The sequence below is a fragment of the Mycobacterium botniense genome (genome assembly GCF_010723305.1).
Taxonomy (GTDB): domain Bacteria; phylum Actinomycetota; class Actinomycetes; order Mycobacteriales; family Mycobacteriaceae; genus Mycobacterium; species Mycobacterium botniense.
Genome location: NZ_BLKW01000004.1, coordinates 1,804,923 through 1,821,009, shown reverse-complemented (window position 1 = coordinate 1,821,009; position 16,087 = coordinate 1,804,923). Strand labels below are relative to the sequence as shown.

Annotated in this window: 12 protein-coding genes; 3 read left to right on the top strand and 9 right to left on the bottom strand. The window is 66.6% G+C overall.

All coding sequences use genetic code 11. The annotated features are described in order from the left end of the window. Positions 1-18 precede the first annotated feature (18 nt). Genes G6N08_RS18415 through G6N08_RS18405 form a run of 3 tightly spaced genes read right to left on the bottom strand, consistent with a single transcriptional unit; the run spans position 19 to position 2,030 of the window. The gene (locus G6N08_RS18415) at positions 19-891 is read right to left on the bottom strand and encodes an SAM-dependent methyltransferase (RefSeq protein ID WP_163759692.1); all 873 of its coding nucleotides are present in this window, start codon (positions 889-891) and stop codon (positions 19-21) included. Between the two features lie 3 nt (positions 892-894). Continuing rightward, on the bottom strand, positions 895-1,719 hold the full coding sequence (locus G6N08_RS18410; protein ID WP_163759689.1) for a mycofactocin-coupled SDR family oxidoreductase: 825 nt from the start codon (positions 1,717-1,719) through the stop codon (positions 895-897). Then, complete coding sequence (locus G6N08_RS18405) at positions 1,716-2,030, bottom strand: putative quinol monooxygenase (RefSeq protein ID WP_163759687.1); 315 nt, start codon at positions 2,028-2,030, stop codon at positions 1,716-1,718. Before G6N08_RS18405 ends, G6N08_RS18410 begins: the two co-directional genes overlap by 4 nt. 132 nt (positions 2,031-2,162) lie before the next feature. Between G6N08_RS18405 and G6N08_RS18400 the strand changes: the two genes are divergently transcribed. Beyond that, a complete protein-coding gene (locus tag G6N08_RS18400) occupies positions 2,163-4,637 on the top strand; it encodes an FtsK/SpoIIIE family DNA translocase (RefSeq protein ID WP_163759683.1) in 2,475 nt (824 codons plus the stop codon). 83 nt (positions 4,638-4,720) lie between these two features. On the opposite strand, the gene G6N08_RS18395 is transcribed toward G6N08_RS18400, so the two are convergent. The 4 genes from G6N08_RS18395 to G6N08_RS18380 all read right to left on the bottom strand — a co-directional run bounded on the left by G6N08_RS18395 (position 4,721) and on the right by G6N08_RS18380 (position 9,029). Next, positions 4,721-5,797, bottom strand: coding sequence for a PDR/VanB family oxidoreductase (locus tag G6N08_RS18395; protein ID WP_218033398.1), 1,077 nt, complete (start codon positions 5,795-5,797; stop codon positions 4,721-4,723). Between the two features lie 11 nt (positions 5,798-5,808). After that, complete coding sequence (locus G6N08_RS18390) at positions 5,809-7,614, bottom strand: SDR family oxidoreductase (protein WP_163759680.1); 1,806 nt, start codon at positions 7,612-7,614, stop codon at positions 5,809-5,811. 17 nt (positions 7,615-7,631) lie between these two features. After that, the gene (locus G6N08_RS18385; RefSeq protein ID WP_163759678.1) at positions 7,632-8,540 is read right to left on the bottom strand and encodes a metal-dependent hydrolase; all 909 of its coding nucleotides are present in this window, start codon (positions 8,538-8,540) and stop codon (positions 7,632-7,634) included. Positions 8,541-8,696: 156 nt separating this feature from the next. Continuing rightward, entirely contained in the window at positions 8,697-9,029 is a 333-nt protein-coding gene (locus G6N08_RS18380; RefSeq protein WP_163759675.1) for a hypothetical protein, read from the bottom strand. A gap of 935 nt (positions 9,030-9,964) precedes the next feature. On the opposite strand from G6N08_RS18380, the gene G6N08_RS18375 reads away from it, so the two are divergent. Then, the gene (locus tag G6N08_RS18375; protein ID WP_163760878.1) at positions 9,965-13,204 is read left to right on the top strand and encodes a fatty acyl-AMP ligase; all 3,240 of its coding nucleotides are present in this window, start codon (positions 9,965-9,967) and stop codon (positions 13,202-13,204) included. 74 nt (positions 13,205-13,278) lie between these two features. Here G6N08_RS18375 and G6N08_RS18370 read toward each other — a convergent pair whose 3' ends face one another. Next, complete coding sequence (locus tag G6N08_RS18370; RefSeq protein ID WP_163759672.1) at positions 13,279-14,289, bottom strand: diacylglycerol/lipid kinase family protein; 1,011 nt, start codon at positions 14,287-14,289, stop codon at positions 13,279-13,281. Positions 14,290-14,621: 332 nt separating this feature from the next. Here G6N08_RS18370 and G6N08_RS18365 point away from each other — a divergent pair, with 332 nt between their 5' ends. Further along, positions 14,622-15,491 (top strand): oxidoreductase, encoded by an 870-nt coding sequence (locus G6N08_RS18365; protein ID WP_163759669.1) that lies wholly within the window; start codon positions 14,622-14,624, stop codon positions 15,489-15,491. Positions 15,492-15,525: 34 nt separating this feature from the next. Here G6N08_RS18365 and G6N08_RS18360 read toward each other — a convergent pair whose 3' ends face one another. Further along, positions 15,526-16,041: an amino-acid N-acetyltransferase gene (locus tag G6N08_RS18360; protein ID WP_163759666.1), complete on the bottom strand. Its 516-nt coding sequence runs from the start codon at positions 16,039-16,041 to the stop codon at positions 15,526-15,528. Positions 16,042-16,087 lie beyond the last annotated feature (46 nt).

Here is a 16,087-nt window from a genome sequence, read left to right as displayed (position 1 = left end):
TCGCTGGTAAGCCACGCATCAGGTCTTTTCCGCGTAGCCCGACCATTCGATCTGCGATGCGGTGAGGTTGCGACCGGTGGGCTCGATGTAGCGCTGAACCAACTGTTCGGGGCCCACCTGCTCGATCAGCCGCCACCCGTATCCCGCGAGGAACTCCGCCACTTCCTCGGGCTGTAGCCCGAAGTGCCACAGTTGCCGCCGCTGTCGCGTTCGCCGGTAAAGCGCCGGAGTGCCGTACAGATTGATCCCGTCAATGAAATCGCGCCGAACATAGGTGAACACCAGCCGGCTTCCGGGTGCCACCGGGCGCAGACCTTCCAGGGTAGCCCGCACCGCGGGCTCGGTGAGGTACTGGGTCACGCCCTCCCAGATGAAAAACGCCCGATAGTCGGTGCGATAACCGTACTCGGCTAGTGCAGTGAGCACATCGTCACGCTCAAAGTCCAACGCCACCAAACGAACCGAGCGCGGCGACTGACCCAGCGCTCGGCGCACTGCCGCCGACTTGCGGGCGATGTTGACCGGGAGATCCACCTCGAAGACCGGGATACGGCTGCGCCGGGCCAGCCGGTAAGGCCGGGTGTCCAGCCCGGCTCCGAGGATGACGACGGTGTCGATGTCGTCGAGGGCTTCGTCGAGTTTGTCTGCGACGAACTGCTTACGACAGGTCAGGTTGGCCCACAACCCCGGGCCGGAACGGTCCATCGCCGCGATGACCAGCCGGCGCAGCAGCGCCGACCGGGTCGCCCCAATCAGCCACCGCCCGGGCGCCGGCAGAAACGCTGCCGCCAGGTCGTCGTCGACGAGCCGCCGCGCCGGCGGCTCGTTGTGCTCAATCGCCGCCAAAACCGCTGGCCCTAAAGCAGTCTGCGCCAGAGGATTTCGCGTCATCGGCTATACCTTGTTCAGAAAGCCCGCATCGACCGGTAAGGCGATCCCGGTGATATAACGCGCCTGGTCGGACACCAACCACGCCACCGCGTTGGCGACGTCGTCCGGCTGCAGCATTCCCACCGGCAGCGCGTTGCCCAGGTCCTGGTGCGCCGCACCCTCAGCGCTGATCTGCGCTAGCCACTCTCGTGTGAACTCATTGTTCACCATCGGTGTGTCAACTCCGCCCGGATGCACAGAGTTGACCCGAATCCTATGCGGCGCGAGCAGATTCGCGTACACGCGCATCAACCCCACCAGTCCGTGCTTGGCTGCGGTGTAGCCGATCGAGCCGGCATCGGCGCTGCCGATGCCGGCCAGCCCGGCAGCCGAGCTGATCAGTATCACCGCGCCGCCGTCGCCTTGTTCGATCAGGGTCGGGATCGCGATCTCCACGGTGTGGTGGGCGCCGGTGAGGTTGACCTCGATCACATCGCGCCAGCCGTCGGCACCCGCCCGCATGGGAGCGATACCGGCGTTGGCTACCACGATGTCGAGGCGGCCGAACTCGTCCAGGCCCGCCTGAAGTGCGCTGGATAACGAGGCGCGGTCGCGAACGTCGGCCTGCCGGGCCACGATACGGCCACCGGTGTCTTCGACGAGCTTGGCGGTGGCGGCCAAGTCCTCAGCCGTGGCCAGCGGGTACGGAACGCTGGGGATCTGCGCGCACAGGTCGACGGCGATGATGTTCGCGCCGTCAGATGCCAGCCGGACCGCATGGGCGCGGCCCTGTCCGCGCGCAGCCCCGGTGATCAGCGCGACTTTGCCTTCCAGGGGCCCTGCGGTCACCGGCGTAGTTGGCCTTTGTCCGGGTCGCCCGCGGGCACAGGTGTGAGCATCGTGATATCCGGAGCCCCGGCGAGGTGCTCGCCGGCCGCCTTGAACATCGCGGTGACCGTCGGTGCGGTGCTATGGGCGTGGAGTGCCTCGGCGTCGGCCCACTGCTCGACGACAACGAAGGTTTCCCCGGTTTCGTGCAGGGCGTAGAGCTGGCAGCCGGGCTCGTTGTGCACGTCTTCGACCGCGCGGGTCAGGATCTCGCGAACCGTGTCGACAGACTCGGGTTTGACGGTGAAAGTGGCGATGACGACGACGGGCATGTGGCGGCGCTCCTTGGTGACTGCGGGGTGATTTCTGCCACCCTACCCAGCGCCGCCCATGATCCAACGACCACACCGTGTAGCCAGTGTGGCGGATGGTGCAGATGGTGTATTTGCGATTAGGCTACCCCCATGGCTAGCAAAACCGTCGCCCGCGCCGGCACCCGAACGAGCAGGTCGAGAACCGCTTCGCGGGGCATGTCGCGGCCCCCGCGGCGATCGGCGTCGCGGCGCAGGCCTGCCGGGCGGCGCGGTGGATCCCTGATCGTCGTCGCCTGTCTCGGCTGCGGCCGAGCCGCCCGGGCGGCCTGGCTCATGCTGGCGAGGGGAGCCGGCACCGCGGCACGCTCAGTCGGGCGGGCACGTGAGATCGAGGCGGGACACCGCCGCGATGGGATCGCGCTCGCTCTGCTAGGCCTCGCTGTCGTCATCGCGGCGAGCTCGTGGTTTCACGCCGCCCGCCCGGTCGGGGCATGGGTGGACGCCATGCTGCGCGCGCTGCTGGGCTCGGCGGTGGTGGTGTTGCCCCTGCTCGTCGCCGCGGTGGCAGTCACGCTGATGCGCACCGAGCCCGAGCCGGACACCCGGCCCCGGCTGATTCTCGGTGCCGCGCTGATGCTGCTGTGCGGGCTGGGGCTCTGGCATCTCTGGGCGGGTTCGCCCGAGACGCCACGTGGGCGCCGATCCGCGGCGGGATTCATCGGCTTTGCCATCGGCGGGCCGTTGTCGGACGGGGTGACCGCCTGGATCGCGGCGCCGCTGCTGGGCATCGGCGTGCTGTTCGGCCTGCTTTTGCTGACCGGCACCACGATCCGCGAGGCGCCCGGCGAGCTGCGCGCCCTGTTCGGCGCCCGGCCGCTGCGCCCTGGCCCTCCTGACGTCGACGACGGATATGAGCACAGCACCGACGACAGCCCCGCGGTCACCGGTGACGCGTCAGCCGAGGACTTTTCGGACGGCTACTATGACGATCCGCTGTTCTATCTGGACCAGGGGCTGCAGCCGTGGCCCTCGGGCGGTGCACCACGCGCTGACGAGTCGCCCACCGTCTCAAAGCCAACGGCCACGCGTCGTCGCGCACACCGACCGGCCGCTGAGCGCGCGCCGGGGCGGCCGAGTGACGGACAATACACGCTGCCGCCGCTGAGCCTGCTGATCGCCGGCGATCCGCCGAAGAAACGCAGCGCCGCCAACAACCACATGGCCGGTGCCATCAACGAGGTGCTTGCCCAGTTCAAGGTCGACGCCGCCGTCACCGGCTGTACCCGCGGGCCGACCGTGACCCGTTACGAGGTGGAACTGGGGCCCGGCGTCAAAGTCGAGAAAATCACTGCGCTGCACCGCAATATCGCCTATGCGGTGGCCACCGAGAGCGTGCGGATGCTGGCACCGATCCCGGGTAAATCCGCGGTCGGCATCGAAGTACCCAACACCGACCGCGAAATGGTGCGGTTGGCCGATGTGCTCACCGCGCCGTCGACGCGGCGCGACCCGCATCCGCTGGTGATCGCGCTGGGCAAAAACATCGAAGGCGATTTCATTTCCGCCAACCTGGCCAAGATGCCGCACCTGCTGGTCGCCGGCTCTACCGGGTCGGGCAAGTCCAGCTTCGTCAACTCGATGCTGGTATCGCTGCTGACCCGGGCCACCCCGGACGAGGTCCGGATGATCCTGATCGACCCGAAAATGGTGGAACTGACGCCCTATGAAGGCATTCCGCATCTGATCACCCCGATCATCACGCAGCCCAAGAAGGCGGCGGCCGCGCTGGCGTGGTTGGTTGAGGAGATGGAGCAGCGCTACCAGGACATGCAGGCGTCCCGGGTGCGTCATATCGACGATTTCAACGACAAGGTGCGGTCCGGTGAGATCACCACACCGCTGGGCAGTCAGCGCGAGTACCGGCCCTACCCCTATGTGGTGGCGATCGTCGACGAGCTGGCCGATTTGATGATGACCGCGCCGCGCGATGTCGAAGACGCGGTGGTGCGGATTACCCAGAAGGCCCGTGCCGCCGGGATTCACCTGGTGCTGGCCACCCAGCGCCCCTCGGTCGACGTGGTGACGGGGCTGATCAAGACCAATGTGCCGTCCCGGCTGGCCTTCGCGACATCGTCACTCACCGACAGCCGGGTGATCCTGGACCAGGCGGGCGCGGAGAAGCTGATCGGGATGGGTGACGGGTTGTTTTTGCCGATGGGCGCGAGCAAACCGATCCGGTTGCAGGGCGCGTTCATCACCGACGAGGAGATCCACGCCGTGGTCACCGCCTGCAAAGAGCAGGCCGAACCCGAATACACCGAGGGCGTCACCACCACGAAGCCGAGCGGCGAGCGTCCCGATGTCGACCCGGATATCGGCGATGATATGGACGTGTTCCTGCAGGCCGTCGAGCTGGTGGTGTCCAGCCAGTTCGGCTCCACCTCGATGCTGCAGCGCAAGCTGCGGGTGGGTTTTGCCAAGGCCGGTCGGCTGATGGACTTGATGGAGACCCGCGGTATCGTCGGGCCCTCCGAGGGCTCCAAGGCGCGCGAGGTGCTGGTCAAGCCCGACGAGCTGGCGGCGACGCTGGCGGCGATCCGGGGCGTCGGGGCAGAGCCCGCGTGACGCCCGGCGGGCATTCACGGTGGCTTTCGGGCCTCGAATTCACGGGCTGAAATCTCGCCACCAGCACGCATGTTCGGCGCCGGTCAGGCGTCGATCACCACCCGACCGCTGTTCGCCCGCGACACGCAGACCAGCATCTCGTCCTCCCCCTCCGCGGCGCGCCCCCGGCGATCGACTTCCCCGGCGAGCACCGTGACCTTGCAGGTCCCGCAGAAGCCTTGCCGGCAGGAATAGGCGGTCGCCGGGTTGTGGTCGAGCAGGACGTCCAGCGCGGAGCGGTTGGCGGGCACCCTGAGCACCCGCTGCGAGCGCGCGAGTTCCAGCTCGAAAGGAACACCATCGACGACCGGCGGCGGCCCGAAGCGCTCGTAGTGCAGCGGCGCGTCGGCGTGTTTGTCCCGCTCGGCGCGCACCGACTCCAGCATGCCGCTCGGCCCGCAGACGTACACAGCCGTCGCGGGACCGGCATCGGCGAGCAGGTCCGCCGCGGTGGGAATCCGGCCGCGTTCGTCGTCAGCCCACACGGTGACCCGATCGGGAGCCACCGCCACCACCTCGTCCAGCAGCGGCATGTAATCCCGGCTGCGGCCGGCATACACGGCGCGCCAGTTGATCGCATGCTGATGAGCCAGGCGGATCATGGGCAGAATCGGCGTGACCCCGATGCCGCCGATCACGAACAACACGTCTTGCTCGTCGGTGACCAGATAAAACGCGTTGCGGGGGCCTTCGAAAGCCAGGGTGTCGCCCACGTCGACGGTGTCATGGATCTCGATCGAGCCGCCGCCGCCGTCGGCGATGCGGCGCACCGCGATGCGGTAGTCGGTGCGCCGTCCGGGCGGGCCGCACAGTGAGTACTGGCGGCGACGGCCCGAGGGCAGTCGCACGTCGATGTGCGCGCCGGGGGTCCACGACGGCAGCAACCCGCCGTCCGGGTCGGCGAACGTCAACGCAACCACATCGGGGCTGAGCAGTTCGCGTGCGGTGACCACCGCGGTGATCGTGCGCTGCACCGGGGTGACGCGTGCGGGGGACCACCGTGACGCCGATGCCAGGCCGCCGAAGAGAATGCCCACGCCCCACAATGCGGTGAGAACGCGGTCGCGTTTGCGGCGGCCATACAAGTCGGCGGGTCTGCTGCTCCAAATAGTCTGTGACATAGGCGATCTCACTATGTTGTTGCGCGGTGACCCGCTGCGCCCGGCTCCACCGTGCTTGCGGTCGCCGCAGTTCGTCGAAGGTCAAACCGGGCGAACAGCCGAACCAGGCCGGGGCTGATATGGCTCAGCGCGTAGCCGATTCGCGACTCGGGTGAGATAGGCATTACCGCCGGCCCGGTCCGCACCGCCTTGACAATCGCCTTGGCGGTGGCTTCCGGGGTGTAGTTGCGGCGCCGATAGGCGGCGTCGGCCTGCTGGCGGGCGCGCTCCTGCTGCTCGGCCGTCATGCCCGCGTAGATGGTACTCATGGCGATATTGGTGTTGACGAAACCCGGGCACACGGCCGTGACGGTGATGCCGTCGTCGGCGAAGTCAGCCCGCATCGCCTCACTCAAGGCCAGCACCGCCGCCTTGGTGGTGCCATAGGCGACCATGGATTTCGACGGCAGGAACGCCGCCGCCGAGGCCACGTTGATGATGGTTCCGCCCTGGCCGCGCTCGACCATCTGGGCGCCGAACGCTCGGCTGCCGTTGATCACGCCGCGCACATTGACCCCGATAACGGTGTCCCAGTGCGCCGACGTCGTCTCCAAAAACCGGCCCGCCATACCGATGCCGGCATTGTTGACCAGAATGTCGACCACGCCGTGTTTGTTGTGCACTTGTGCGGCAAGGCTATTCATCGCCGCCTCATCGCTGACGTCGACCTGGTAGACAGCGGCCTCGGCGCCGGCCGCCCGGACGGCGTCCGCGGTTTCGTTCGCTCCGGCAAGGTCTCGGTCGACGACCACGACAGTGCGCGCACCCTGGCGGGCCAGCTCCACCGCGGTGGCCCGGCCGATTCCGGCACCGGCCCCGGTGACCAGCGCGAGTTTGCCGCGCACGTCACCGCGGCCGGCGTCGGCGGCGGAGCGGTCGGGCACCGGCCTGCCCTCGACGACCTGGTCGACCCATTCGCCGGTCAGCCGGGCGACGACGTCGGGACGTGAGCTCACCACCCAGTGCCCGCCCTCAATCGGCACCACCCGGCTACGCGCCGGAATCGAGCCGGTGAATCGCTGCAGCGCAGGTGTGACGAAATAGTCCTGACGTGCCGCGAGCACCTGTACCGGCACCCGTGTGTGCGGCAGCTGCGCCGTTGGCGCCAGAACCGGCGCGGGCATGTTGGCGCGGTACAAGTTGAGCCCGTTGAGGTAGTCATCGATCGACCGGTACCCCGCGCGGCGCCGGCTGCGGGTACTTGAGCTGCCGATACGCTCCACCGCGTCAAAAACTTTCAGCGCCAACCGGGACCGGATCGCCGCCTCCGGTGCGCCCGGGCACAGGAAAAACCAGATATAACTGGACGCCAGGACCTGTCTGGCGACCTCGGCCACTGCGCGGGGTGTGCGCGGTGAGCGCAAAAACCTGCCCGCATAGTTCAGATGGGGCCCGGAGATCGACGTGAACGAAGCGATTTTGGAGCTTACTGCGTCGTCGGTGACTGCCGCCCAGCATTGGACCGACCCCCAGTCATGGCCGAGCAGGTGAACCTCGCCCACGTTTAAGCTGTCGATCACCGCGCCGATATCGGAAACCAGCTGCGGGAGAGCATATCCCGACCTGTTAGCAGGCGACGCTGATTCGCCGCTCCCCCGCACGTCGTAGGCGACAAAGTTGTATCGGCGGGAAAGTTTCTCCGCGACGCCGTCCCACACCCGGTGGTTATCCGGATAACCGTGGACAGCCAGAATGGTCGGACGTTCCCGCTCGATCGCGCCGTAGCTGTGCACGGCCAGGGTGACGCCGTCTGAGGCGGTGACGGTGGCGCCGGTCATCTGTTCTCCGCGGGCCGTCAGTGCGATGCGCGGGCGGCAGGTGATCGAGCCAGGTACTCCACTGCGCGGCCCACCCCGCCTAGCTGGGAGGGATGGAAACTCGGCGTGTAGTAGGCGCCGATGACCCGGATGAACTGGAATGGCCCGGGCACCAAACCCCGGCGTGCCGCGTCGAAATAGTCCCGCCAGCGCGGTTTGGTGCCCGGCGGCAGATGTGGGTCGACCGAGTACATGAATCGCACGCCGCGGATCCACAGCCACAACATCGCGGGGGTGACCAGCAGCTGCGTGCGCACCTGCCGCCAGTACCCGGCCCGCAGATGTTTCATGGTGTCGAAAGCCACGGCCTTGTGTTCGACTTCTTCCGCGCCGTGCCAGCGCAGCAGGTCCAGCATCACCGGGTCGGCGCCCAGGGCGTCGAGCTGGGGGGTGTCGAGTATCCATTCACCCAAGATGGCCGTGTAGTGCTCGATGGCCGCCACGATTGACACTTGCTCGGCCAACCATTTCTGCCGTCGCCGCGGGTTCCACCACGGCCGATCGCCGATCAGCTTGTGAAAGAGCCAGCGGATCTGTTCGGTGAACGGCGTCACGTCGATGCCCTTGGCGGCGAAGTGCTCGAGCACACCGGCGTGCGCCTGGGAATGCATGGCCTCCTGGCTGATGAATCCCTGCACGTCTAGCCGCAGTTGGTCATCTTTGATCAGGGGCCACGCCTTTTTGAAGACCTCAACGATCCACTCCTCGCCCGCCGGCAGCAGCAAATGCAGGACATTGCAGAAATGGGTCGCGAACGGCTCGTTGGGCACATAGTAGAACGGCAGCGTCGACCAGTCGAACTCGACGTCACGCGCCTGCAAGACGAGCCGCTCGTGATCGAGTGACGCGTCGTGCGGCCCCGCTGCCTGGTCATCGATAGCGAACATCGTGAACCCCCTGGCCGGAGTCTGCTGCAGCACCAGTGCCCGATATCAGCTGGCTTGACAAGCTGCCGTCGAGTCTACTCGCGCACGACGGGTGCTCCCGCGAGACGAATTGCCGTCAGCCGTGGTCGCGGGACACCCGCCCTCGTGATGGCGCGGTCAGCGGCGCGCCTGGATAACGCGGGTGATCTGGGCGGACAGTTTGGGGTCGCTCAACAGCTGGTCGACGAGCGCGGCCAAGACCTCCTGCCCGGTCACACGCGCCAATCCGAGACGGTCGGCGGCTTCTCGCTGCCAGAGGTCGAGGGCTCGATGCTGCGCCGGTGAGAGGTCGACGGTTCGTCGGACGTTGGCTCGCGGGGCGCGCGGTCGTCCGATGGCCACGGGTTCGGTCGGCGCCGCCGCGACGGCGGGTGACAGTCGCGGGGGGACTGTGGCACGGGTGTGGCGCTGTTCGGCGGCGTTGACGTTGAGCCGGTCGGCGGCGCTCATGGTGTGCCCTCCCTCTCGTTCACGTACGTCAGTAGTAGGTCAGTAGAAGTGTAGATCAGTATATCAGTAACTACGCGATGGGCAACGTATCGGCACCGTCGTGACAATGTGTCGCGCGGTGGTTGTTGCCTGGTGTGGTTATACGGTAGCGATGTGATCAGGGGGCTTCAGATGTGTGCGCAGACCGATTCAACGTCGCCGCCGGGGGAGTGCGGCTCCCAGAGCCGGCTGGGGCGGTTGCTGAGCTGGCCGGTGTCATCGCCGACACCGCAGCGCCGTGAGCGGATCCCGTGCAGCCTTTGGTGCACCCGGGCGGGCATGAGCGGCCTGTCAACTGTGCGTGCGAATTACCCGGTTTAGTTGTTGCCATTACAGCTGGCTTCTGGCAGTTACTGCTTCGGCCAATAGGCGGGGATTCTATGAAAACGAATGTTTTGCCGTCTGGAGAGCAGCGGTCACGAAAAGACCAATCAATGCCGACACCGTGATACTCGATGTCGGGACACGATCATGGTATACGGAAATACGGAGGCGCGTACTGCAGTATCCCCTTATTTCCAGGTATCTGTGCAGCTTAAGGTGACTTTACTGAAATGCTGAGGCGCGTAGATGCGTACAATTGAATCACAGATTCCGCGCGGTTTCGCACAGTCATTCGGCACCTTGTGGGAACATTTTAACCTATCCGCAAAAATTTAGCTGCAAGGTCAATGAACGCTACCTGGAAAGCGCCTTAAAGGGTTTGCTTTATATCAGTTAGCAGCGCTACTCTTCCATTTAGGGAAATTGTGATCGCGGAGGTTGTCTGGTGATTTCAACGCACTCGGTGCCGACAACCGCCGCGAGGGGGACGACGACACAACTGTCGCTGGTGCCGGCATGGGTCGCTGGCGGACAGTGCGCAGAGAAGGGGTGAAGACGACATGACGCCACCGATGGACACGCTCATTGACTACCTGCAGATGTGGGAAGCCGAGCGGCCCGACCACACGCTCTACCGCTTTGTCGACGTCGAGGGCCGGGAGCTCGAACACTACACCTACCGGCGTTTCAGCGAGCGCACGCGCGAACTGGCCGCCTATTTGCGGGCAGAAGCCGGGCTCCGGCCCGGCGATCGGGCGCTGCTGGTCTACCCGCCGGGTCTGGAGATGGTGGCGGCGTTTTTCGCGTGCGCGCGCATTGGGGTGATCGCGGTACCGGTGAGCCCGCCGTTGCCGATGGCCTTCGATGCGGGCCTGGCCAAGCTCAGCTACATCGCGCGGGACTGCCGGGCCACGGCGGTGCTGTCCACTAAGCAGTTCGAGTACGACTACCGGCTGATGCTCGGCCACCGCCAAGGCGCGCTGCCCTGGCCGGATGCCGAGCGGCCCCCGCAGCTGCCCTGGTTCGCGACCGACGCCGCCCAGGACTTCGGCGGGCGCCCGGTGCCGGATACGCCCGGTCGGGTCCTTTTCCTGCAGTACACCTCGGGTTCCACCAGCGACCCCAAAGGCGTGATCGTCAGCCACGCCAACGTCATCGCCAACCGCGCGGCCTTCACCGGCGGCGAGGTGGCGGTCAGCTGGCTCCCGCAACACCACGACATGGGGTTGATCTCGGCATACCTGTTCGTGGTGGTCAACGGCGGGACCACCCATGCGATGTCGCCGGCCGACTTCCTCCAGCGGCCATCGGCTTGGCTGCGGCTGATCAGCGAGGTGCGCGCCACCCACACACCGGCGCCGAACTTCGCCCTCGACTACTGCCTGCGCGAGGATAAGCTGCCCACCGCTGAGCTGGCCGGCATTGACCTGAGCAGCCTGGACAGCATCGTCGTCGGAGCAGAGGCGCTGCGGGCCAAGAGCTTCACCCGTTTCCGGGAGCGCTTCGCCCCCTACGGGCTGCGGCCCGAGGCGTTAACCGGTGCTTATGGTTTGGCCGAAAACACCCTGGTCGTGTCCGTGCGGGGGCGCCAGACCCTGGCCCTGAACAAGCGAGCGCTGGAGCAGAACCTCGTGCGGGTGGAAAAGGCCTTGCCGGAAAACAACAACCAGACTCCGGTGGTGAGCTGCGGAAAGCCCATAGCGGGAAATGTCGTCCGGATTGTCGATCCCCAGACGCGACACGACCTGGGCGAGGGCCGGATCGGTGAGATCTGGGTAGACGGAGCGTCCAAAGCGGGCGGCTATTGGCGCCGTCCCGAGCTCACCGCCGACACCTTCGGCGCCCGCATCGCCGGTGATGACGTGCGCACCTATCTGCGTACGGGAGATCTCGGCTTTCTGTATGAAGGAGAACTGTTCGTCTGCGGCCGCAGCAAGGACCTGATCATCGTCCGCGGTGTCAACTGCTACCCCTCCGATATCGAGGCCGTGGTGGAACGGACAGCTGCGCAGGTCCGTGCCGGTTGCGTCGCTGCGTTCTCGGTCGAGCGCGACGACCAGGAAGCGCTGGTCGTGGTCGCCGAAGTGCGGGACACCAATGCGCTGCCAGATGCCAGGGCGCTGGCGCGGGCGATCCGTCGGCACTGTCACATCGAGGCCCAGACCCTGGTTTTCGCGCCGCCGCGCAGCATTCCCAAGACCACCTCGGGAAAGATCCGCCGCGCGCACACCCGCCGACTGTGGCTGGACGGCAAGCTGCCCGTGGTGGCGAGCTACACCCACCAGCCCGCTGAGGCGCCGGGCGCTGATGCCGGTCCGCTGGAACGTTTCCGCTTTGTGATCGAGAGTTACGACCTGACCGGGCAGGAGGACTGCTCCTTCGCCGATCTCGGCATCGACTCGCTGGCCCTGGCCGAGCTCCGCAACGACCTGCAGGGCCTGCTGGACGAGCACGGTGCGGGCGAGCTGGCCGGGGAGGTCAACACGCGGCTACTTCAGCGCCTGACCGTCGCCGAATTCTTCCGGCTCATGCGGCACTTCGGTGATGGGTCCGGCCAGCCGCTCGACATCTTGCGTCAGTCGTTGGCCCAGATTTCCGCCGAGTACGAAGCCTATGAGACCACCCGGATGCGCGCCGACACCCGCCTGCCCCTGCCGACGCTGCCGCCGGCGCGCGAAGCGGCGCCGCGAGAGGTTCTGCTGACCGGCGCCACCGGGTTTTTGGGACCATTTCTGCTCAGCAACCTGCTCGGGCGGACCCCCTACACCATCCACGCCCTGGTGCGCGCCACCGATGAGGCGCATGGCCTGGACCGCATCATCGCCGCGCTGCGGCAGGCACGTGTCTGGTCCCCGGCGCTGGACGCCGAGGTCCGGGCACGGGTGCGGGTGGTCTGCGGGGACCTGGCCGAACCGCACCTAGGTGTCGGGGAGGACACGTTTCAGCGGCTGGCGGAGAGCATCGACACCGTCGTCCACAATGGCGCGCTGGTCAACTATGTGCGCACCTACGATGCCCTGCGCCCTACCAACGTGGTCGGCACATGGGAGCTGTTGCGCCTGGCCATGACCGCGCACCGCAAGACGTTCCACCTGGTGTCCAGCACGTTCATCTACGGCTGGAGCACCAAACCGGTGGTCGGCGAGTCCTATGCAAACGAGGAGATGAGCGGCCTGGATTTCGGCTACTCACAGACCAAGTGGGTCGCCGAACAGCTGGCGCTGGCCGCACAGCGGCAAGGGCTCGATGTGCGGATCTACCGGCCCTCGCTGATCTCGCCGACCAGCACGGGTTGTGGCAGCCAGGACGACGTGTTGGTGCGCCTGACCGCGTTCATGATCGAGCACGGCCTGGCCGTCGACGCGCGCAACCAGATCAGCCTGCTGCCGGCAAATCTGGTCGCCGAGCACATCGTCGCGCTGATGGGCCTGCCGGCCGAGCACGGCACCGTTTTCAATGTGACCGCCGACGACTACTACAACCTCGTGGACATCACCCGGGTGTTGTCCGAACGCTACGGCTACCGCTTCACCTACCACGACATCCCGTCCTTCACCGAGCAGGTGAACCGCCGGTGCACGCCGCGTGATCCGCTTTATCCGCTGGTCGATTTCCTCACCCGCTCAGCCGACAAGATCGCAGCCATGCAGCACAAGCGCTACGACAACAGGTGCTACCGGCGGGCGCGTGAGCTGGCCAAGGTGCGTCTGCGCGAGCCGGCCCTGACCCGCACGGTTGACGATCTCGTGCGCTTCCTGCGGCGTGAGCGTCTGATCACCGAGGTGGACACCGAGCAGCGGTGCAGCGCCTAGCCACCGCAACAGTCAGCGACCAACTCGAATGGTGCTGGGGCACAACGTGGCTGCGCAGCGCCGCCGGCACCGGCTCAGGGGACTGGTGGTGACGCCCGTACCTGACCGACGCGGATCTGTGGTCCGGCGCGTACCACAAGCCTGACGATGCCGGCGAACCGCTCGCCGTCGATGATCGGCGCGAGTGGTTCGCCGTGGGCCTCGATGATCATCTCGCGGCCGTTGACGTCGCGCAGTCGATCACCGCGCAGCGTACCGCCGGTAAGCGCCGCGGGAAGACGGGCGATGATTTTCGCCGGCGATGTGTCCCCGGCCTGGAAATGCAGCGCGCCAGGTTCGCACGCCTTGGGGAACAGTCTGAGCCCACCCCCGATCTGAAGGTCAATCGCACCGGCGTGCAGCAACCTGTGTGTCCGGGTCGGGACTTCTTCGCCGTCGATGACGACGCGGGCGCGCGTCGGAGCGAACAGGTGCGACGCGTAGCCGGACCCGCCGGAGCGGCTGGGCAGGAGCGTGGCGGTGAGGTAGTCACCGAACGTGCGAGCGACTACCCGGGCGGCGGATGTGCGGCCGTGATGGTGGTAGTCGTAGTACTTGTCGTAGAACCGGTTGCCCACACCGCCGGCCGCCAACCCGAAGCAGACCCGATGGAATGGAGCGCCGTCCGCGGTTTCACCGTCGAGTTCCAGCGTGTCGAGGCGTACTTCGGGTGGGGGCCGATCGGTTTTCGCCGCGGCGGTAAGGGCGCGCAGGATCGCATCGGTGCGTCCGCGTACCCGCGCCTTGCGCGCGACCGCGTTGATACTGCCCCCGTTGGTGGGCACAAATACCGGCCAGCGTCGTGGATCGGCGATGCATCGCTGGATTTCATTGATCAGCCAGTGCAACGCCCCGTCGCCGCCGTCGGCGACGAAATGGGTGACGCGCGGATGAAGTTGCTGCACAATTGCGCGAAGCTCCTCGACGGAAGCGGTTTCGTGCACCTCGCCCCAGCGGCCGACGATGCGGCGCAGGCCGGCGCTGCGATCGCCTGCAGCGGCACGGTTTTTCCGTGCGAGCGGGTTGACGATGACGCCTAAATACATGCACCGGCCATCGACGTGAGTCTGGCACAGACGCATCGGCGGGCCGATCGGCGACGGTTCCAGGGAACGGCTGACGAGGCGGTTACACCGCGTCCCAACTGAATACTCCTCGGGCGGGGATCGGTGGCGACCAGGTGGTTTTCGCGCGCTATCCGAAAACAATACCTGCGACGGCGTTGCCGCGGCCCGACTCGTCCCCGGGTCCCCGGATCGGCTGGCCGGTCCTCCCGGTCCGCGGCTGGTCTCGGCTACCGCGGTCGGTACCGGCCAAACCGGCGCCCTAACGCAGGAGTTGGGCGGCGATCGGGGTGATCGGCACTACTGTGGCTGGCATGGCTGGTTGGACAGCAGCGGAGCTGCCTTCGTGGGCCGGGCGCACTGCCATTGTGACCGGTGCGAACAGTGGGCTGGGCGCGGTGACGGCCCGGGAATTGGCCCGGGTGGGTGCCCGGGTCATCATGGCGGTGCGCGACACCGAGAAGGGCCGGGCCGCCGCTGCGCAGATGGCCGGTGCAGTCGAGGTACGGCGGTTGGATCTCGCGGATTTGTCCTCGGTGCGGGAGTTCGCCGACGGCGTCGACACCGTCGATGTGCTGGTCAACAACGCCGGCATCATGGCCACCCCCTACGCACTGACCGCCGACGGGTTCGAACGTCAGATCGGCACCAACCACCTGGGCCATTTCGCGCTGACCAATCTGTTGCTGCCCAAACTCACCGACCGGGTCGTGACGGTGTCCTCGCTGTTGCACCGGATTGGCTATATCAGCCTGAAAGACCTCAACTGGCAGTCCCGGCCGTACTCGGCGTGGCTGGCCTACGGCCAGTCCAAACTCGCCAACTTGCTGTTCACCAGCGAACTGCAACGGCGCCTGGACGCTGCCGGCGCGCCGCTGCGCGCCCTGGCCGCTCACCCCGGCTACTCGCACACCAATCTGCAGGGCCGGTCCGGACGCGTGATCGGCGACACGCTGATACGGGCGCTGACCCGGGTGGTGTCCACCGACGCGGAGTTCGGGGCCCGGCACACGTTGTATGCGGCCTCCCAGGATCTCCCCGGCAACACATTTATCGGGCCGCGGTTTGGGATCTGGGGCCGTACCCAGCCGGTCGGGCGCAGCTGGCTGGCCCGGCGCGCAACCACCGCCGCCGCGCTCTGGGAACTTTCTGAACAGCTCACCGGCACCAAATTCGGGCTCTGAGACGCTGATACGCCCGCTCTCGGCGCAACGAGCATCAGAGAATCAGCAGCATCCGCGAGTTGCCCAGGATGTTGGGTTTGACGTAGCTGAGGTCCAAAAACTCGGCGACGCCGAGATCATAAGAGCGGCGCATCTCCTCGTACACCTCGGCGGTGACCGGCGTGCCCTCGATTTCGGTGAACCCGTGCCGGCTGAAGAACTCGGTCTCGAAGGTCAACACGAATAGCCGCTGCAGTTGCAGCTCGCGCGCCACCTCGATGAGCCGGTCGACAATCGCATGGCCAATACCGCGGCCGGTCATTGCGGGGTCGACCGCGACCGTGCGCAGCTCACCCAGATCCGACCACAACACGTGCAGAGCGCCGCAGCCCACGACAGTGCCCTGGTCTTCGGCCACCCAGAATTCCTGGACGGACTCATACAGCGTCACCAGGTTCTTTTCCAGCAGGATCTTTCCGGCGTAGGTGTCGACGAGCCGCTTGATCGCCGGGACGTCGGAGGTCCGTGCGCGCCGGATGACCGGCCGGTGCTGCTGGGGACTTCCCTCCACGGGTGCACAGTAACGGCATCGGGTTCGCAGCAGCTGGGCAACCGTT

What these genes read in the sequence shown, in the direction of transcription:
- G6N08_RS18415 (WP_163759692.1), bottom strand. Translation starts at nt 891, where the DNA reads ATGACGCGAAATCCTCTGGCGCAGACTGCTTTAGGGCCAGCGGTTTTG.
- G6N08_RS18405 (WP_163759687.1), bottom strand. Translation starts at nt 2,030, where the DNA reads ATGCCCGTCGTCGTCATCGCCACTTTCACCGTCAAACCCGAGTCTGTC.
- G6N08_RS18400 (WP_163759683.1), top strand. Translation starts at nt 2,163, where the DNA reads ATGGCTAGCAAAACCGTCGCCCGCGCCGGCACCCGAACGAGCAGGTCG.
- G6N08_RS18395 (WP_218033398.1), bottom strand. Translation starts at nt 5,797, where the DNA reads ATGTCACAGACTATTTGGAGCAGCAGACCCGCCGACTTGTATGGCCGC.
- G6N08_RS18390 (WP_163759680.1), bottom strand. Translation starts at nt 7,614, where the DNA reads ATGACCGGCGCCACCGTCACCGCCTCAGACGGCGTCACCCTGGCCGTG.
- G6N08_RS18385 (WP_163759678.1), bottom strand. Translation starts at nt 8,540, where the DNA reads ATGTTCGCTATCGATGACCAGGCAGCGGGGCCGCACGACGCGTCACTC.
- G6N08_RS18380 (WP_163759675.1), bottom strand. Translation starts at nt 9,029, where the DNA reads ATGAGCGCCGCCGACCGGCTCAACGTCAACGCCGCCGAACAGCGCCAC.
- G6N08_RS18375 (WP_163760878.1), top strand. Translation starts at nt 9,965, where the DNA reads ATGGACACGCTCATTGACTACCTGCAGATGTGGGAAGCCGAGCGGCCC.
- G6N08_RS18370 (WP_163759672.1), bottom strand. Translation starts at nt 14,289, where the DNA reads ATGTATTTAGGCGTCATCGTCAACCCGCTCGCACGGAAAAACCGTGCC.
- G6N08_RS18365 (WP_163759669.1), top strand. Translation starts at nt 14,622, where the DNA reads ATGGCTGGTTGGACAGCAGCGGAGCTGCCTTCGTGGGCCGGGCGCACT.